At 59.5% G+C, this 18,013-nt stretch carries 16 protein-coding genes; 5 read left to right on the forward strand and 11 right to left on the reverse strand.

Annotated features, from left to right (window positions below; genetic code table 11):
* The 4 genes from tssA to C7534_RS19810 form a co-directional block, all read right to left on the reverse strand.
* On the reverse strand, positions 1-1,540 hold a 1,540-nt coding region (gene tssA / locus C7534_RS19795; protein WP_109786765.1), incomplete at its 3' end, for a type VI secretion system protein TssA.
* Positions 1,541-2,194: 654 nt separating this feature from the next.
* Complete coding sequence (locus C7534_RS19800; protein ID WP_003213368.1) at positions 2,195-2,470, reverse strand: HU family DNA-binding protein; 276 nt, start codon at positions 2,468-2,470, stop codon at positions 2,195-2,197.
* Between the two features lie 194 nt (positions 2,471-2,664).
* Positions 2,665-3,813: an NAD(P)/FAD-dependent oxidoreductase gene (locus C7534_RS19805; RefSeq protein ID WP_109786766.1), complete on the reverse strand. Its 1,149-nt coding sequence runs from the start codon at positions 3,811-3,813 to the stop codon at positions 2,665-2,667.
* Positions 3,814-3,833: 20 nt separating this feature from the next.
* A complete protein-coding gene (locus tag C7534_RS19810) occupies positions 3,834-4,004 on the reverse strand; it encodes a rubredoxin (protein WP_007942683.1) in 171 nt (56 codons plus the stop codon).
* A 200-nt stretch (positions 4,005-4,204) separates the two neighbouring features.
* Between C7534_RS19810 and C7534_RS19815 the strand changes: the two genes are divergently transcribed.
* Complete coding sequence (locus C7534_RS19815; protein WP_109786767.1) at positions 4,205-4,756, forward strand: chorismate--pyruvate lyase family protein; 552 nt, start codon at positions 4,205-4,207, stop codon at positions 4,754-4,756.
* A complete protein-coding gene (gene ubiA / locus C7534_RS19820) occupies positions 4,756-5,646 on the forward strand; it encodes a 4-hydroxybenzoate octaprenyltransferase (protein ID WP_046030740.1) in 891 nt (296 codons plus the stop codon). The genes C7534_RS19815 and ubiA overlap by 1 nt, the downstream gene beginning before the upstream one ends.
* 178 nt (positions 5,647-5,824) lie before the next feature.
* Here ubiA and C7534_RS19825 read toward each other — a convergent pair whose 3' ends face one another.
* Complete coding sequence (locus C7534_RS19825) at positions 5,825-6,208, reverse strand: COG4315 family predicted lipoprotein (protein ID WP_109786768.1); 384 nt, start codon at positions 6,206-6,208, stop codon at positions 5,825-5,827.
* 152 nt (positions 6,209-6,360) lie between these two features.
* Here C7534_RS19825 and phoB point away from each other — a divergent pair, with 152 nt between their 5' ends.
* The 3 genes from phoB (at position 6,361) to C7534_RS19840 (ending at position 9,882) form a co-directional block, all read left to right on the forward strand.
* The gene (gene phoB / locus C7534_RS19830; RefSeq protein WP_007896474.1) at positions 6,361-7,050 is read left to right on the forward strand and encodes a phosphate regulon transcriptional regulator PhoB; all 690 of its coding nucleotides are present in this window, start codon (positions 6,361-6,363) and stop codon (positions 7,048-7,050) included.
* A gap of 81 nt (positions 7,051-7,131) precedes the next feature.
* The gene (phoR, locus tag C7534_RS19835; RefSeq protein WP_256594787.1) at positions 7,132-8,418 is read left to right on the forward strand and encodes a phosphate regulon sensor histidine kinase PhoR; all 1,287 of its coding nucleotides are present in this window, start codon (positions 7,132-7,134) and stop codon (positions 8,416-8,418) included.
* Between the two features lie 123 nt (positions 8,419-8,541).
* Entirely contained in the window at positions 8,542-9,882 is a 1,341-nt protein-coding gene (locus C7534_RS19840) for a hemolysin family protein (RefSeq protein ID WP_046030749.1), read from the forward strand.
* A gap of 117 nt (positions 9,883-9,999) precedes the next feature.
* Here the strand turns inward: C7534_RS19840 and C7534_RS19845 are convergent, their stop codons facing one another.
* From C7534_RS19845 to C7534_RS19870, 6 genes are all read right to left on the reverse strand, one after another.
* A complete protein-coding gene (locus C7534_RS19845) occupies positions 10,000-10,899 on the reverse strand; it encodes a peptidoglycan DD-metalloendopeptidase family protein (protein ID WP_046030750.1) in 900 nt (299 codons plus the stop codon).
* A gap of 215 nt (positions 10,900-11,114) precedes the next feature.
* The gene (locus tag C7534_RS19850; RefSeq protein ID WP_046030751.1) at positions 11,115-12,017 is read right to left on the reverse strand and encodes a response regulator; all 903 of its coding nucleotides are present in this window, start codon (positions 12,015-12,017) and stop codon (positions 11,115-11,117) included.
* 167 nt (positions 12,018-12,184) lie between these two features.
* A complete protein-coding gene (gene phoU / locus C7534_RS19855) occupies positions 12,185-12,946 on the reverse strand; it encodes a phosphate signaling complex protein PhoU (RefSeq protein ID WP_008150055.1) in 762 nt (253 codons plus the stop codon).
* Between the two features lie 72 nt (positions 12,947-13,018).
* Positions 13,019-13,852 (reverse strand): phosphate ABC transporter ATP-binding protein PstB, encoded by an 834-nt coding sequence (pstB, locus tag C7534_RS19860; RefSeq protein ID WP_008018291.1) that lies wholly within the window; start codon positions 13,850-13,852, stop codon positions 13,019-13,021.
* 157 nt (positions 13,853-14,009) lie between these two features.
* Positions 14,010-15,680 carry a phosphate ABC transporter permease PstA gene (gene pstA / locus C7534_RS19865; protein WP_109786770.1) on the reverse strand — a complete coding sequence of 557 codons (1,671 nt, stop codon included), beginning with the start codon at positions 15,678-15,680 and terminating at the stop codon, positions 14,010-14,012.
* Between the two features lie 16 nt (positions 15,681-15,696).
* Positions 15,697-17,979: an ABC transporter permease subunit gene (locus C7534_RS19870; RefSeq protein WP_046030756.1), complete on the reverse strand. Its 2,283-nt coding sequence runs from the start codon at positions 17,977-17,979 to the stop codon at positions 15,697-15,699.
* Between the last annotated feature and the right edge of the window lie 34 nt (positions 17,980-18,013).

An 18,013-nucleotide genomic window follows, 5' to 3' on the forward strand; every position in this document is an offset into this window, starting at 1 on the left:
GATCGAGGTGGCACAGCCTGCGATAAATCTCTTCCTTGCGTTCACGTACGGCATGGTTCTGCGGCAACAACTCGCAGCAGCTATGCAGTAAATGCAGCACTTCCAGCGCAAGATCGGGCTCCCAGGCGTTCAGGCCTGAGTCCTGTAATGTTTGGTCCAGTGTTTCGAGTTGGGTCTTGGCCAGTTCGTATTTCTTGGCCATGAAGCACAACCGCGCGAGGGCGAACTGCCAGAAGAATCGAACGCGCCCGCCCTGAGCGCTTTGCAGGCCTTGCTTGAGGATCTGCACGGCGGCCTTGAGGCCGTCCTTGCGCAGAATCGGCAGGACTTCTTCCAGGGCCAGTTCCCAGGCCGGCTGGGTTTCGACGTCGGTTTCGACTTTGCGCGGCGCACTGGCGCTTTGCAGGTGCGGCATGACATTGGCGGCGATCCACGCCCGGGTGGACGGATCGGCAAACGGGGCGCCATCGTGGTAACGCAACTCGACGATGCCAGGCAGGCGCTGAATCAAAAGCGCGAAGTGGATTTCCACTTCGCGCATGGCCATCTCGGCGTTCAGGGCCTGAAGGCATTCCCAGACCATCCGCTGGCCATCGAACCAGAACGGCGCCTTCGCCAGGCTCGCCTCCAGTTCCACCAACAGGTCAGCGTATTTGCCCTGATCGTAGCGGTCCTGATAGACCTTGAGCTTGTCCGCCGGCAAGCCGCGCAGCACGGTGATTTGCTCGGCATTGCGCTCGGGGACGGAATCGATCGGCAACCAAAGCAACGTGCGATTGAGGCGCAAGGCGCGCAAGTCGGTGGCTTTCTGCTTGAGCCACCAGGCACACAACGGCCGCGCGCTCTCTTGCTGAGCGCGCAAGGCCTTGTGGGCTTCTTTTTCGTTGTCGATCGGTGCGCCGGGGGTGAACAACTGCGTGGCGGCTTGTTTGACCTGAGCGACTGCGGCGCCGACCACACCGGGTTCCGGCTGATTGTCGGCAGCGCGCTGCACCATGCTTTTCAGGCGACGGGAGATCGGCAGCAACAGCGGCGCATCGTCGCCCAGGTGCTCGGTGCAAGCGGCGTCGAGGCCTTCAAGGTGTTCGACCAGCCGCCGGAACATCGGCAACTGCTCTTTGATCGCGACGTTTTCGGTGAGCACCTGCTCCAGACGCGGCACCAGCCAACTGATGGCAGCGGAGCGGGTGCGGGCCTTGTTCGGGTGGACTTCGGCCCACTGGCTTTCGCACAGGTAGTGCAGCAAGCCGAGGCCGGCCAACAAGCCCTGGAAGGATTCGCGCTGGTACAACGCCCAGGTCAGCCAGGCGCCAACCCGCAAGTCCTTGGACTGGGTTCGCAGCAGGTTTTCACTGTTTTCACGGATTTTCAGCCAGTCGATCTGACCGCTTTCGTGCATGGACGAGGCTTTCGCCAGCTCACTTTCCAGTGCTTCAAATTCGCCCGAAAAGCGAACGTCCTCGCCCGCGAAATTCTCTTTGGAAACAGAGACTTTTGCGAGTTCGAGATAATGCGCGGAAAGTTTGCTTGAGTAGGACATCCATGGCCTTTAATTAGGATTACGGTCGTACGCCCAATGAAGATTTCAGGGGGCATGGACAGTATCAAAGAGCTGCGAGAAGTCTCATCCAATTGAGTTCGTGCTCTTTCAAGTGGGCGCATCGTAATCACAATGATGGCCACTAGCAAGCACCTGATTAAACAACAAGATGAAGTGTTCTTTGTTACGTGTAGGAGATTTCCCTATATGAGACAGGGGTTACCCTGACGGCCTTTTAATATTACTGCCTTCATCAGAAGCCCCCGAAAGCACTGAGCCAGAGCCTCGCGTTAAACATCTTCGGAATCCGAAGCAACGCCTTGCATTGGCGGTCGTGCAGCATGCCAACAATAGAAGACAATTAATGTAGGATTCGTCTGAAACACAGAGATCGATATTGAACAAATCGAAGCAGGACAATGGACAGTTAAGAAAGTGCCATCGCCATGATGGCGCCCTATATATCCCCGACGCTTTCAATGGATGGGCAAGGCATTAATCCGAATGTCAAAACTATAGTTCCATAATGTATTTATCAGTCCACAAACTGCATACAACTCTCTTGTCTGCGCCCATAAAAAATGGGCATCCGAATTAATCGGCATGCCCATTTTTCAGTACGGTTCTCCCCGTTATTCAGGGAGTTCGCCGCAATTATGGATTAACGCTGTCTTTCAACGATTTGCCTGGCTTGAAGGCAACAGTGTTGCTGGCCTTGATTTTGACGGGCTCACCGGTTTGCGGGTTTTTGCCGGTGCGGGCACCGCGGTGGCGTTGCAGGAAGGTACCGAAGCCCACCAGCGTGACGCTGTCCTTGCGATGCAGAGCGCCGGTGATTTCTTCGAGAACGGCGTTGAGAACGCGGTTGGCCTGCTCTTTGGTGAGATCTGCTTTTTCAGCAATTGCTGCGGCGAGTTCTGGTTTACGCATATTAGTGAAGCCCCTTTGACGGTTTTTTGTTGTTATGTCCGTGCTGCTCTCTGCGGAGCAGCGCCCAAAGCGCCGCAGGTGCTCTACTCTGCGGCAGACGGGAGTGAGGATGGCACGCACGGAGGAGCCGCGCCAGTCTCGGCGCGCGGTTTGTAGGGGCAAAACAGGGGTGATTCCGACAGAACGACCGGCATTTACGCCAGCAGTGCCGGAAGCTCTTTGTTGAGGGCCAGTTTTTCCATCACCGCGGCGCCTGTCAGGGCATAACCGAGCAGTTTTCCGCCCGCATCGCGGCATAAGACCTTGATGTCGGCGCCCTGCCCTTCGACCGTCCAGACGCCCTCGGTACCGCGTGGTGGCGGCGAGACCACCAATGGGCACACCGGGGTTTTCACGGTGATTGGCATCGGGCCATAACTCACCGCCGCAGGGGTTCCGGCCAGGGTCTGGGCCAGCGCTCGGGCGCAGCTCATCAACGGCATGACGTACAGCAAGTTCAGCCCATCAACTTCGGCGCAGTCGCCCAGTGCGTAGATATTGTCATGGGAGGTTTTCAGGTGACGGTCGACCACCACGCCTCGATTGACTTGCACGCCGGCCGCAGCCGCCAGATCAATACGCGGGCGCAGACCGATGGCCGAGACCACGACGTCACAAGGAATCACCTGACCATCGGACAGATGCGCTTCCAGACCGTCAGCCACTCGCTGCAAGCGATTGAGCACCGGCCCGAGGTGGAAGCGTGCGCCAAGGCTTTCCAGACCGGCCTGGACGGCAGCCGCGGCGGCCGGGTGCAGCAGGGTCGGCATCACTTGCTCGCACGGTGCGACCAGTTGCACCTGGTAGCCGCCAAGGCTCAGGTCATTGGCGAACTCGCAACCGATCAGGCCGGCGCCGAGCAGCAACACCCGACGCTTGCCGGCCGCCGCCGCACGAAAGCGGGCGTAATCTTCCAGATCGTTGATCGGGAACACGCAATCCGCTGCGTCGCCGTCAATTGGCACCCGCACAGTTTCGGCACCCCAGGCCAGAATCAGGTCACGGTAGATCACCGCTTCCTCACCGATCCACAAGCGCTTGTGGCCCGGGTCGATGCCACTGATGCGCGTGTGCGTACGCACTTCGGCCTTCAGCGTCTCGGCCATGGTACCGGGTTCGGCCATGCTCAGGCCGTCGGCGTCTTTGTTTTTGCCGAAACCGGTGGAAAGCATCGGCTTGGAGTAGGAACGCCCGTCATCGGCGGTAATCAGGAGCAACGGGGTTTCGCTGTCGAGCTTGCGAAACTCCCGGGCCAGGTTGTACCCGGCCAGCCCGGTACCGACGATCACGACAGGTGCGTTCATTCCTTACTCCTCTAATTGTTTTAAGCAGCGATTTCGATCATTTCGAAATCCATCTTGCCCACGCCGCAGTCCGGGCACAGCCAGTCTTCCGGCACGTCTTGCCACAGCGTGCCCGGCGCAATGCCGTCGTCCGGCCAGCCGTCGGCTTCGTTATAGATAAGGCCACAGACCACACATTGCCATTTTTTCATTTGGTTCATCCTCAGGATTCAGGCGTATTGCCGGCGCGAACGGTCGATGGTTGCAGCGCTGCCGTCCGGCTCAGGGCGTTTTGTACTGATCGGGCCCGTCAGATGCAAGCCTGTTCGGCGCGACGGCGGCCGCGGTCAATCAAAATCGCCGGCTGACATGGTAAGCTCGCCGCCTCATTTGCTGCCAATAATGACTCACTGTGCCGCACTCAAAATCCCCGCTGTGGCTCACCCAAGGCCAACTCACTCCCCGTCCCGACGCCTCTATTCTCGACTGGCTGTTCGACGAAGGCTCCCTGACCCGACGTTTGATCCGTTTGTCGAATGACCGCTTCAGCGTCACGCCGCTGTTCGAAGGCTGGCAACTGCTGCGCACCGACGAATGTGCTGCGCTGGACCTGGCCGAAGGCAGCGAGGGCTGGGTTCGCGAGGTGTATCTGCGCGGTCACGGCGAGGCATGGGTGTTTGCCCGCAGCGTGGCGGCACGCAGCGCGCTGCAGGGCGATGGTTTGCACATGGACGAATTGGGCAGCCGCTCCCTGGGGGAATTGCTGTTTTGCGATCATGCGTTCCAGCGCCGCGCCATCGAGGTTTGTCACTATCCTCAAGCATGGCTGCCGCAGGAATGCCGGGCACCTGAGCTGTGGGGCCGGCGTTCGCGATTCGACCGCGGCGCCTTGAGCGTGTTGGTGGCCGAGATCTTCCTGCCGACCTTATGGAACGCCACCCGCGCCCATCCGGAGAACTGTTGATGTACCAGAGCCTGCTCAAGTCCCTGAACCGCTTGAATCCTCGGGCCTGGGATTTCATTCAACTGACGCGCATGGACAAACCCATCGGCATTTACCTGCTGCTGTGGCCGACCTTGTGGGCGTTGTGGATTGCCGGTAAAGGTTCGCCCTCCTTGGCCAACGTGGTGATTTTCGTCCTCGGCGTGGTGCTGACCCGCGCCGGTGGTTGTGTGATCAACGACTGGGCGGACCGCAAGGTCGACGGCCACGTGAAACGCACCGCGCAACGGCCACTGGCCAGCGGCAAGATCAGTTCGAAAGAAGCGTTGGTGTTCTTTGCGCTGTTGATGGGCGTGAGTTTCCTGTTGGTGCTGTGCACCAACGCGCCGACGATCTGGTTGTCGCTGGGCGGGCTGGCGCTGGCGTTCACCTATCCGTTCATGAAGCGCTACACCTATTACCCGCAAGTGGTGCTGGGCGCCGCGTTTTCCTGGGGGATGCCGATGGCGTTCACCGCAGAAACCGGGGAACTGCCGGCCGTGGCGTGGCTGTTGTGGATCGCCAACCTGCTGTGGACCGTGGGTTACGACACGTATTACGCAATGACCGACCGCGATGACGACCTGAAGATCGGGGTGAAGTCCACAGCGATTCTGTTTGGCGATGCGGACCGGGTGATCATCCTGACGTTGCAAGGGTTGGCGCTGGGTTGCTTGTTGCTGGCCGGGTCGAAGTTCGAGCTCGGGGGCTGGTTCCATCTAGGCTTGCTGGCGGCGGCGGGCTGTTTTGCGTGGGAGTTCTGGTACACCCGCGACCGTGACCGGATGCGTTGTTTCAAGGCGTTCTTGCACAACCATTGGGCCGGATTGGCGATTTTTGTCGGGATTGTGCTGGATTACGCGTTTCGCTGATGGACACGCTTTATGTAGCAGCTGCCGAAGGCTGCGTCCGGCTGCGCAGCAGTCGTAAATCCTGAACCCGCGGTTCATCTGATGCACCGCGTGAGCAGACTTTACGACTGCTGCGCAGCCGGACGCAGGCTACGCCAGCTGCTACCGGGCTACGATCCATTAAGGTTCGCAACTTCCGTTACATATGCTCGCGAACGACGTGCCAGACATCTTTCATCTTGTCACCCTTCATTTCCCCGGCTTTCTCGTCCTTCTTGAAGTAGTACAACGGTTTGCCGCCGTAGGCCCACTGCATTCTGCCATCGTCACGCTTGATGATTGACCATTTACCTTCAGGCTTGGCGCCCGCCTCTGCAATGAACGGTGGCCAGTACTCCAAACACTCACCGGTGCACGAGGACTTGCCGGCAGTGTCCTTGTCGAACGTGTACAGGGTCATGCCTTTATGGTCGACCATCATGCCGTCTTTCATCATCACAGGATCAGCTGCGAAGGCCATCGTTGGCAAAGCCAGGACCGCACTAAGCATCAGGGCCTTAAAGGAATACGAGTATTGCTTCATGGAAACCTTCCTTTTGTGGTTGTCAGGATTCGGACTTAGAGCTTAGTCCAGGTTCATGACAATCGCCGGGCGTCTAAAATACTGTCACACGACTGCAATAATTCCGTTATCTAATGCGGCGCAAGACAGTTAAATGACAAGAGGATTAAGGCATGGTTGGCAGGAGCATTCTGATCGTCGACGACGAAGCGCCCATTCGCGAAATGATCGCCGTTGCGTTGGAAATGGCCGGCTATGACTGCCTGGAGGCCGAGAACTCTCAGCAGGCCCATGCCATCATCGTCGACCGCAAGCCGGACTTGATCCTGCTCGACTGGATGCTGCCCGGCACCTCCGGTATCGAGTTGGCCCGCCGTCTCAAGCGTGATGAGCTGACCGGGGACATCCCGATCATCATGCTCACCGCCAAGGGTGAAGAGGACAACAAGATCCAGGGCCTGGAAGTCGGCGCTGACGACTACATCACCAAGCCGTTTTCCCCACGCGAACTGGTAGCCCGCCTCAAAGCCGTGCTACGCCGTGCCGGCCCCACCGATGGCGAGGCGCCGATTGAAGTCGGCGGCTTGCTGCTGGACCCGATCAGCCACCGCGTGACCATCGACGGCAAACCTGCCGAGATGGGCCCGACCGAATACCGCCTGCTGCAGTTTTTCATGACCCACCAGGAACGTGCCTACACTCGTGGGCAATTGCTGGATCAGGTCTGGGGCGGCAATGTCTACGTCGAAGAACGCACCGTCGACGTGCACATCCGTCGTCTGCGCAAAGCCCTCGGCGATGCTTATGAAAATCTGGTACAAACCGTGCGCGGTACAGGCTACCGGTTTTCCACCAAGGCCTGATACTGCCCTTACCCGCCCGACAAGCCGACAAGGACGCATGTTTCCGTGAACCAAAACTGGCATGGCACCCTGATTCGCCACATGCTGTTACTGGTCACCGGTTGCCTGGTGATCGGCCTGATTACCGGCTACTACGGCTGGAGCCTCGCCGCAGGCCTGGGCATTTATCTGGCCTGGACCCTCAAGCAACTGCTGCGCCTGCACGAATGGCTGCGCCTGCACACACCCGATGAAGCACCGCCCGACGGCTATGGCCTGTGGGGCGAGGTATTCGACAGCATTTATCACCTGCAACGCCGCGACCAACGGGTACGCGGGCGTCTGCAAGCGGTGATCGACCGGGTCCAGGAGTCCACCGCCGCGCTCAAAGACGCGGTGATCATGCTCGACAGCGATGGCAACCTGGAATGGTGGAACCGCGCCGCCGAAACCCTGCTCGGCCTCAAGACCCCGCAAGACAGCGGCCAGCCAGTGACCAACCTGGTGCGCCACCCGCGCTTCAAGGAATATTTCGATCAGAGCAGCTACGCCGAACCGCTGGAAATCCCGTCGCCAACCAATGATCGCGTGCGCATTCAGCTGTACATCACACGCTACGGCAACAACGAACACTTGATGCTGGTGCGCGACGTCACACGCATTCATCAGCTGGAACAAATGCGTAAAGACTTCATCGCCAACGTCTCCCATGAGTTGCGCACGCCGCTGACGGTGATCTGCGGCTATCTGGAAACCCTGCTCGACAATGCCGAGGAAGTGAATCCGCGCTGGACCCGCGCCTTGCAGCAGATGCAGCAACAAGGCGGGCGCATGCAGACATTGCTCAATGACTTGCTGCTGCTAGCCAAACTGGAAGCCACCGATTACCCGTCGGACAACCAACCCGTGGTAATTGACGGCTTGTTGCAGTCCATCAAGAGCGACGCCCAGCAGTTGTCCGCCCAGAAAAACCAGCACATCACGCTTGAAGCCGACCCGAGGATTTTGCTCAAGGGCAGTGAAGCGGAACTGCGCAGTGCGTTTTCCAACCTGGTGTTCAACGCGGTGAAATACACCCCGGCCGAAGGCTCTATCCGCATTCGCTGGTGGGCTGACGAGCAAGGCGCGCACCTGAGCGTGCAGGACTCCGGGATCGGCATCGACAGCAAACACCTGCCGCGCCTGACCGAACGTTTCTACCGCGTCGACTCCAGCCGCAATTCCAACACCGGCGGCACCGGCCTGGGCCTGGCCATCGTCAAACACGTGTTGCTGCGCCACCGTGCGCGGATGGAAATCAGCAGTGTGCCGGGGCATGGCAGTACCTTTACCTGCCACTTTGCGCCGGCGCAGGTGGCCAAATTGCAGGTCCTCAAGACCGCCGACTGATACCGGCCAGCACTGGCCACTAGGCAATTACCGAGTCAGCCGCTACATTGGCTGACTTGTGCCTGCCTTTCAGGTGCACTTTTTCCATTCCTCTTGAATACACGGAACCCGCAAAACTCCATCATGGACCCTTCCCCTGGCTTGACCCTCGCAACACTCTTCGCCGATTTCGGCATGATTCTTTTTGCTCTGATCCTGGTTTTGCTCAACGGATTTTTCGTTGCGGCCGAATTTGCCATGGTCAAATTGCGCTCGACCCGGGTCGAGGCCATCGCCGATAAAAACGGCTGGCGCGGGCATATCCTGCGCACCGTTCACAGTCAGCTCGATGCCTACCTGTCGGCGTGCCAATTGGGTATCACCCTCGCCTCCCTGGGCCTTGGCTGGGTCGGTGAACCGGCGTTCGCGCACATTCTGGAACCGCTGCTGAGCGCCGTTGGTGTTGAGTCCGCCGAAGTGGTCAAGGGCGTGTCGTTCTTCACCGCGTTCTTCATCATTTCGTACCTGCACATCGTGGTCGGTGAACTGGCCCCCAAATCCTGGGCCATTCGCAAACCCGAGCTGCTGTCGCTCTGGACCGCGGTGCCGCTGTACCTGTTCTACTGGGCCATGTACCCGGCCATCTACCTGTTGAACGCCAGCGCCAACACGATTCTGCGTATCGCCGGCCAGGGTGAACCCGGCCCGCATCACGAGCACCATTACAGCCGCGAAGAGTTGAAGCTGATCCTGCACTCCAGTCGTGGCCAGGACCCGAGCGACCAAGGCATGCGCGTTTTGGCTTCGGCGGTGGAAATGGGCGAGCTGGAAGTGGTCGACTGGGCCAACTCCCGCGAAGACCTGGTGACGCTGGAATTCAATGCGCCACTCAAGGAAATCCTGGCGATGTTCCGTCGCCACAAGTTCAGCCGTTACCCGGTGTACGACAGCGATCGTCAGGAGTTCGTCGGTCTGCTGCACATCAAGGACCTGCTGCTGGAACTGGCGGCGCTGGACCATATCCCCGAGTCGTTCAACCTGGCCGAACTGACCCGTCCACTGGAGCGCGTTTCGCGGCACATGCCGCTGTCGCAATTGCTGGAGCAGTTCCGCAAGGGCGGCTCGCACTTCGCGGTGGTTGAGGAGGCCGACGGCAACATCATCGGCTACCTGACCATGGAAGACGTGCTGGAAGTACTGGTCGGCGACATTCAGGACGAACACCGCAAGGCCGAGCGCGGGATCCTCGCCTACCAGCCGGGCAAACTGCTGGTGCGTGGCGATACGCCGCTGTTCAAGGTCGAACGCCTGTTGGGCATCGATCTGGATCACGTCGAAGCTGAAACCCTCGCCGGGCTGGTCTACGAAAGCCTGAAGCGGGTGCCGGAAGAGGAAGAAGTACTGGAAGTCGAAGGCTTGCGGATCATCATCAAGAAGATGAAAGGGCCGAAGATCATTCTGGCCAAGGTGTTGATGCTCGATTAAGCCCAAAACCTGTGGGAGCCGAGCTGGCTCGCGATGACGGCTTAATATCCAACATCACCGTGTCTGACACACCGCTATCGCGAGCAAGCTCGGCTCCTACAGGGATCGGTGTCGCCTTCACTTCTTGCCCAACGCAAAGTTGGGCAACACCCCGACCGGTTGCTTGAACTGGTACGGAATTGATACCAGCCCCAGCCCGGTATTGCGTTGCACTACAAAGTGCAGGTGCGGCCCGCTGCTGTTGCCGGTATTGCCCGACAACCCCAGCGCACTGCCCACCGTCACTTGTTGCCCCTCGCGAACACAGACCGAGCCTCGCTTGAGGTGCAAATACACGCCCATGGTCCCGTCGTTGTGCAGCACCCGTACGAAATTGCCCGACGGGTCCGTGCCGCGCCCGCTCTGCCCGCTCTCGGTTTTCACCACCACGCCGCCACGCGCTGCAATGATCGGCGTGCCCTCCGGCATGACGATGTCCATGGCGTAGCGATTCTTCGGCCCGAAGTGACTGTATTGGCCATTGGCGCCCTGACTCACGCGAAACGGACCGCCCCGCCAGGGCAGCGGGTAGCGATAGCCCACCATGGCGGCCCCTGATGGGTCGCCCAGGGAATATTCGAACTTCGGGGTGTACACGAGCGGTCTTCCGGCCTGCGCCGCCGTGAGCACTGCGACACGAATGCTGCTGCGCGCCGGCAACACCTTGCGAATAGGTCGACTCGGGGCGCCGCTGACGTTCTTCAACCCGGTGAAACCCAACCCGACCTCAACCGGCGCATACAGGTTATTGCGCACGTACACACTGTGCACACCGTCCTTCTTCATGAACACGAGGTACACCTGACGTTCAAGGTGCTCTTCCATCCGATCCTGAAAAACGAACACCTTCGAGCCTTTGGTGGGACGGTCACTGTAGGAGACCACGCCATTGGCATCGGTGGACTTGTAGACCGTCACGGCCATCGCCGAGGTGGCGGCCATAAACAGCCCACAAAAAAACAGCAGTCGCGTGAACATGGGCAGGATTCTGTCGAGTAAGGCATCAAATGGAGCCTAGCAGGTGCAATGGACCCGGCTAGTCGACAGATGTTTCAAATGATCGCTCCCACGCTTCGTGCGGGGATGCAGCGAAGCAGATGCGGAGCGTCCGGGGAGGCCTTCCCACGCAGAGCGTGGGAACGATCATGTAGGAGCGAGCCTGCTCGCGATGGCGGACTGTCAGGCGGCGAAGATCACGCGCCCGGTATGAAATGCTTCTGCGCGGTACCACGAGCAATCAGGCGGGAGATGTAATCGAGCTTCTGAGCATCCTGGTCGACGAAGCGGAAGGTCAGTTGCAACCAGTCGCTGTCGGGTTTTGGCTCGTGGGCGACGACCGCGTGCAGGTATCCGTTGAGGCGGGCGATTTCAGCGTTCTCACCCTGCTCCAGGTCGAGTACCGCGCTGTCGAGGATCTGCGGCAGCGTGTCGGTGCGTTTGATCACCAGCAGCGCTTCCTTGATGCTCAAGGCCTTGATCACGCATTGCTGAATGCCGCTGGGCAAACGCAGCTGACCTTGACCGCGACCGCCGGCAGGCGCTGCGGCAGTAGCCGGTGCCTTGACCGGTGGGCTGTTGAGCAGACCTTTAGACGGTGCGGCAGCCGGAGTCGGTGCGACCACGGCAGCCTTGCCACCGGTCAACGCGCTCAGGGAGTCGTTACCGAAGGCCGAGTTCATCTTGGTCGGCGCGCCACTCATCAAGGCATCAAGTTTGCCGACCTTGTTCAGGGCCTGCTTGACCTTGGTCAACAGTTGCTCGTTAGTGAACGGCTTGCTGACATAGCCGGAAACGCCGGCCTGAATCGCCTGGACCACGTTCTCTTTGTCGCCACGGCTGGTGACCATCACGAAGGGCATGGTCTTGAGATTGTCCTGCTCGCGGCACCAGGTCAGCAGTTCCAGGCCAGACATTTCCGGCATCTCCCAGTCGCACAGGACCAGGTCGAACGCTTCCCTGGCCAACATGGCCTGAGCCTTCTTGCCGTTGATGGCATCTTCGGTGCGAATACCCGGGAAGTAGTTACGCAGGCACTTTTTTACCAGGTCACGAATGAACGCTGCATCGTCCACCACCAATATGCTGATCTTGCTCATCCATCACCCCTCGAAAAAATCCCGGCAAGCATACCGTCTTGCTGATGGCACATTGCCAAAAACCTTCAGTCACGCCGGGACTTTTCGTTCGCGGGTGCTGCTTCTAACGTCGAAAACCACCTGCAAAAACGCCCGGCCAAAGGACCGGGCGTTTTTCTTGGGCAGTCTTACTTATCGTCAGCTTTGCCCGGAACATTAGCGGTTTCACCGCTTGTTCCTTCAACTTCTTCCTTCATGCGCTTGAGACCCAAGTGACGCACGTCGGTGCCGCGTACCAGGTAGATCACCAATTCCGAAATGTTGCGCGCGTGGTCGCCGATCCGCTCCAGCGAACGCAACACCCAAATGATGCTCAAGACCCGCGAGATAGAGCGTGGGTCTTCCATCATGTAGGTCGCCAGCTCACGCAGGGCGGTCTTGTATTCGCGGTCGATGATCTTGTCGTACTGCGCCACCGACAACGCCAGGTCGGCGTCGAAGCGGGCAAACGCGTCCAGTGCGTCGCGAACCATGTTGCGCACCTGGTCGCCGATGTGACGAACCTCGACGTAACCGCGCGGCGCTTCACCTTCTTCGCACAATTGGATGGCACGACGGGCGATTTTGGTCGCTTCGTCGCCGATGCGCTCCAGGTCGATCACCGATTTGGAGATGCTGATGATCAGGCGCAAGTCAGACGCCGCCGGCTGACGACGGGCCAGAATGCGCAGGCATTCTTCGTCGATGTTGCGTTCCATCTGGTTGATCTGGTCGTCGATCTCGCGAACCTGCTGGGCCAGACCGGAGTCGGCTTCGATCAGCGCGGTGACCGCGTCGTTGACCTGCTTTTCCACCAGCCCGCCCATGGCCAGGAGGTGGCTGCGCACTTCCTCAAGCTCGGCGTTGAACTGCGCGGAAATGTGGTGGGTAAGGCCTTCTTTACTAATCATGTTGGCGTCCTTGGAGCGTCCGGTAAGGTGCGGTGGGCCGCAGCGTCAGTTCAGTGAGCAACCACAGGCTTCCTAGCCGTAACGACCGGTGATGTAGTCTTCGGTCTGCTTCTTCGCCGGATTGGTGAACAGAGTATCGGTGTCGCCGAATTCCACCAGTTTGCCCATGTACATGAACGCCGTGTAGTCGGAAACCCGCGCGGCTTGCTGCATGTTGTGGGTCACGATCACGATGGTGAATTTCGATTTCAGTTCGTAGATCAGCTCTTCGACTTTCAGCGTGGAGATCGGGTCGAGTGCCGAGCACGGTTCATCGAGCAGCAGCACTTCCGGTTCCACGGCGATGGTGCGAGCGATGACCAGACGTTGTTGCTGACCACCGGACAGGCCAAGTGCCGACTCGTGCAGACGGTCTTTGACTTCGTCCCACAGGGCAGCGCCTTTCAATGCCCACTCGACGGCTTCGTCGAGTACACGCTTCTTGTTGATGCCCTGGATGCGCAAGCCGTAAACCACGTTTTCGTAGATGGTTTTCGGGAACGGGTTCGGCTTCTGGAACACCATGCCGACACGGCGACGCAGCTCGGCCACGTCTTCGCCTTTACGGTAGATGTTGCTGCCGTAGAGGTTGATCGCGCCTTCGACACGGCAACCGTCAACCAGATCGTTCATGCGGTTGAAGGTACGCAGCAGCGTGGACTTGCCGCAGCCGGACGGACCGATGAAGGCGGTCACGCGCTGTTTCGGGATGTTCATGCTGACGTCGTACAGCGCTTGTTTTTCGCCGTAGAACAGGCTCAGGCCCGGCACTTCAATGGCCACGGTTTCCTGCTCGAGGTTCAGGCTCTGTTTGTCGCGACCCAGTGCCGACATGTTTATGCCGTGGGTGTGTGCTTCGTGCTGCATGGGAGGCTCCCTGTGCTAACAAATTCGGTTCGGTTGGCCGCTGGCCTCACATGATGGGCCAGCGGTGTTGCCGTCTTGTAGGAGCAAGGCTGGCCCGCGATGGCGTTTTCGAGATCGCCATCGCCAGCAAGCTGTGCTCCTACAGGGAGCGGCGGTATTAGCTGTCCAGCGCTTTGTATTTCTCGCGCAGGTGGTTACGGATGTACACCGCCGACAGGTTCAATGTCGCGATCACCAGCACCAGCAGCAGCGCCGTGGCGTACACCAGCGGCCGCGCGGCTTCGACGTTCGGGCTCTGGAAGCCGACGTCATAAATATGGAAGCCCAGGTGCATGATCTTCTGGTCCAGGTGCAGGTACGGATAGTTGCCATCCAGTGGCAGCGACGGTGCCAGTTTCACCACACCGACCAGCATCAGCGGCGCCACTTCACCGGCGGCGCGTGCCACGGCGAGGATCATGCCGGTCATCATCGCCGGGCTGGCCATCGGCAGCACGATCTTCCACAAGGTTTCTGCCTTGGTTGCGCCAAGGGCCAACGAGCCCTCACGCACAGTGCGAGGGATTCGCGCCAGGCCTTCTTCGGTGGCCACGATCACCACTGGCACCGCCAGCAACGCCAGGGTCAGCGAGGCCCACAGCAGGCCCGGCGTACCGAAGGTGGGTGCCGGCAAGGCTTCAGGGAAGAACAGCCGGTCAACCGAGCCACCCAGCACATAGACGAAGAAGCCCAGGCCGAACACACCGTAGACGATCGCCGGTACACCGGCCAGGTTGTTCACGGCGATCCGGATAATCCGGGTCAATGTGTTCTGCTTGGCGTATTCACGCAGGTAAACCGCCGCCAGTACGCCGAACGGCGTCACGATCATCGCCATGATCAATGTCATCATCACGGTGCCGAAAATCGCCGGGAAAATCCCGCCTTCGGTGTTCGCTTCACGTGGGTCGTCGGACAGGAATTCCCAGACCTTGCTGAAGTAGAAGCCAATTTTGGTGGTAGTGCTCATGGCGTTCGGCTGGTAGGCGTGAACCACTTTGCCGATGCTGATTTCGATTTCCTTGCCGTTCGCGTCGCGGGCGGTGAGGCTGTCGCGGTTGAACTGGGCGTGCAAGTCATTCAGACGGGCTTCAATGTCTTGATAACGTGCATTGAGCTCAGCGCGCTCGGCGTCCATGTCGGCTTGCGCAGCGGCGTCCAGCTTGCCGGCCAGTTCCAGTTTGCGACCGTGCAAACGAATGCGTTCCAGACCCGAGTTGATCGCGCCGATGTCGACCTTTTCCAGGGTCTTGAGCTGTGCCGCGAGTTTATTCACGCGATCAACACGCGCTTGCAGCTCAGGCCAGCCCGCTTCGCCTTCAGCGATGACTTTGCCGTCTTGTTTGACGTTGACCAGGTAACCGTAGAAGTTGCCCCACTCGCGACGCTCGATGGTCATCAGCTCAGGCGGCGTCTTCTGATTGGTCAGCCACTCGCCGACGACCCAGGTGAAGTCGTTGCCGTTCAAGTCACGGTTGCCGACCTTGATCAGCTCCCGCGTCATGAACTCCGGGCCCTGATCGGGCACCGGCAGGCCAGCACTTTTCAGGCGCTCGCGTGGGACTTCTTCCTTCTGTACCACTTCACCAATGACCAGGTGATTGGCCTGGCCCGGTACGTCGTAGCTGGCGTGGATCAGGTCCGCCGGCCAGAAGTGCCCCAGACCGCGCACGGCAATCACGGCCAGCAGGCCAATGGTCATGATGACAGCGATGGACACCGCGCCACCGCTGATCCAGACGCCGGGGGCGCCGCTCTTGAACCATCCATTCAGGGAGTTCTGTTTCACAGACTTCTACCTTTGCTTAAAGCGACGAGTATTTCTTGCGCAGACGCTGACGAATCAGTTCTGCGAGGGTGTTCATGACGAAGGTGAACAACAGCAGCACCAGCGCCGAGAGGAACAGCACGCGGTAGTGGCTGCCGCCGACTTCCGACTCCGGCATTTCCACCGCGACGTTGGCGGCCAGTGTGCGCAGACCTTCGAACAGGTTCATTTCCATGACCGGGGTGTTACCGGTGGCCATCAACACGATCATGGTTTCACCGACCGCACGCCCCATGCCGATCATCAGCGCCGAGAAAATACCCGGGCTGGCGGTGAGGATCACCACGCGAGTCATGGTCTGCCACGGCGTAGCACCGAGGGCCAGGGAGCCGAGGGTCAACCCGCGAGGCACGCTGAACACGGCGTCTTCGGCGATGGAGTAGATGTTCGGGATGACCGCGAAGCCCATGGCCAGGCCGACCACCAGTGCGTTGCGCTGGTCGTAGGTGATGCCCAGGTCGTGGGAGATCCACATGCGCATGTCGCCGCCGAAGAACCAGGTTTCCATGTACGGGCTCATGTACAGCGAGAGCCAGCCCACAAACAGGATCACCGGGATCAGAATCGCGCTTTCCCAGCCGTCCGGCACTTTCAGGCGGATCGACTCAGGCAGGCGGCTGAAGACGAAGCCCGCCACCAGAATGCCGATCGGCAGGAGCATCAGCAGGCTGAAGATGCCCGGCAAATGCCCTTCTACATACGGTGCGAGGAACAGGCCGGCGAAGAAACCGAGGATCACTGTCGGCATCGCTTCCATCAGCTCGATCACCGGCTTGACCTTGCGACGCAGGCTTGGTGCCATGAAGTACGCGGTGTAGATCGCGGCGGCGACGGCCAGTGGTGCGGCCAACAGCATCGCGTAAAACGCGGCCTTCAAAGTACCGAAGGTCAACGGAGACAAGCTCATCTTCGGTTCGAAGTCAGTGTTGGCGGCGGTCGATTGCCAGACGTATTTAGGTTCGTCGTAGTTCTCGTACCAGACCTTGCTCCACAACGCGCTCCACGATACTTCCGGGTGAGGGTTGTCGAGCAACAGCGGCTGAATCTTGCCGCCCTCTTCGACGATGATGCGGTTGGCGCGCGGCGACAGACCGAAAAGGCCTTGGCCTTCCACGACCTGGTCCACCAGCAACGTACGGTGGGCGGTACTGTGGAACACGCCGAGCTTGCCGGAGGCGTCGAGGGCAACGAAGCCTTTGCGACGCTCTTCAGCGCTGATTTCAACGATAGGCGTGGTGCCCATCTGGAAAGTACGGATCTGCTTCAGACGCAGCTCGCCATCGGGGTCGCGCGCCATGAACCACTGGGCCAGACCACCTTTGGAGTCGCCGAGGATCAGCGAAATACCGCCCACCAGTTGAGTACTGGCAGTGATTTGCGCTTCACCGTCTTCAAGCAACTTGTAGCGACCGTTGAGGCTCTTGTCGCGCAGGCTGAACACGTCGGCCTGGGCACGCCCGTTGATCACGTACAGCCACTGCTGGCGCGGGTCGACGAAGATGTTCTTCACCGGCTCGTTCATCTGCGGCAGGTCGATGCGTTTCTGCTCGTTGGTGATTTCGCCGGTCATCATGTTTTCTTCGCTGGTCAGCGACAAAACATTGAGTTGCGAACCGGTTGCGCCCACCAGCATCAGCGTCGAATCGTTGGCGTTGAGGCTGATGTGTTCCAGCGCGCCACCGGCTTCGTTCAGTGCAATCGGCGTCTCGCCGTACGGGTATTCAACCGCTGGCGTGATGGTTTTCTTGCCATCCGGGTAGCTGACTTTATAGGTGTGACGGAACACCAGTGCCTTACCGTCGGACAGGCCCACGGCGACCAACGGGTGACCTGGCTGGTCTTCACCGATGGACGTTACGCTGACACCGGCCGGGATCGGCAGATCGACGCGCTTGAGTTCAGCGCCATTGTCGATATCAAAGAACAGTGCCTGGCCCTTGTCGGAAACCCGCATGGCGACCTGGTTCTGTTCTTCGAGGGAGATCATCAACGGCTTGCCGGCATCTTGCATCCAGGCAGGCGTGATGGCGTCCTTGGTCGTCAGGTTGGCACCCTGGAACAGGGGCAAGACGACGTAGCCAAGGAAGAAGAAAATCAGCGTGATCGCGCCGAGGACAGCGAGGCCGCCAATCAGGACGTACCAACGTGTCAGGCGATCTTTGAGCGCGCGAATGCGACGCTTGCGTTGCAACTCAGGCGTATTGAAATCAATTCGCTTGGGGGGATTATTAGTCATGGTGGAATTGGCCAGATCATTCATTCGCACACCCTAGCGATCCTGTATGACAGAAAGA

Origin of the sequence: Pseudomonas sp. OV226 (assembly GCF_003148705.1) — a bacterium.
In the GTDB taxonomy this organism is placed as follows: domain Bacteria; phylum Pseudomonadota; class Gammaproteobacteria; order Pseudomonadales; family Pseudomonadaceae; genus Aquipseudomonas.

Bases quoted from the DNA above. Each gene is read 5' to 3' on its own strand.
- C7534_RS19800 (WP_003213368.1), bottom strand. From the start codon at position 2,470: ATGCGTAAACCAGAACTCGCCGCAGCAATTGCTGAAAAAGCAGATCTC.
- C7534_RS19805 (WP_109786766.1), bottom strand. From the start codon at position 3,813: ATGAACGCACCTGTCGTGATCGTCGGTACCGGGCTGGCCGGGTACAAC.
- C7534_RS19810 (WP_007942683.1), bottom strand. From the start codon at position 4,004: ATGAAAAAATGGCAATGTGTGGTCTGTGGCCTTATCTATAACGAAGCC.
- ubiA (WP_046030740.1), top strand. From the start codon at position 4,756: ATGTACCAGAGCCTGCTCAAGTCCCTGAACCGCTTGAATCCTCGGGCC.
- C7534_RS19825 (WP_109786768.1), bottom strand. From the start codon at position 6,208: ATGAAGCAATACTCGTATTCCTTTAAGGCCCTGATGCTTAGTGCGGTC.
- phoB (WP_007896474.1), top strand. From the start codon at position 6,361: ATGGTTGGCAGGAGCATTCTGATCGTCGACGACGAAGCGCCCATTCGC.
- phoR (WP_256594787.1), top strand. From the start codon at position 7,132: ATGCTGTTACTGGTCACCGGTTGCCTGGTGATCGGCCTGATTACCGGC.
- C7534_RS19840 (WP_046030749.1), top strand. From the start codon at position 8,542: ATGGACCCTTCCCCTGGCTTGACCCTCGCAACACTCTTCGCCGATTTC.
- C7534_RS19845 (WP_046030750.1), bottom strand. From the start codon at position 10,899: ATGTTCACGCGACTGCTGTTTTTTTGTGGGCTGTTTATGGCCGCCACC.
- C7534_RS19850 (WP_046030751.1), bottom strand. From the start codon at position 12,017: ATGAGCAAGATCAGCATATTGGTGGTGGACGATGCAGCGTTCATTCGT.
- phoU (WP_008150055.1), bottom strand. From the start codon at position 12,946: ATGATTAGTAAAGAAGGCCTTACCCACCACATTTCCGCGCAGTTCAAC.
- pstB (WP_008018291.1), bottom strand. From the start codon at position 13,852: ATGCAGCACGAAGCACACACCCACGGCATAAACATGTCGGCACTGGGT.
- C7534_RS19870 (WP_046030756.1), bottom strand. From the start codon at position 17,979: ATGAATGATCTGGCCAATTCCACCATGACTAATAATCCCCCCAAGCGA.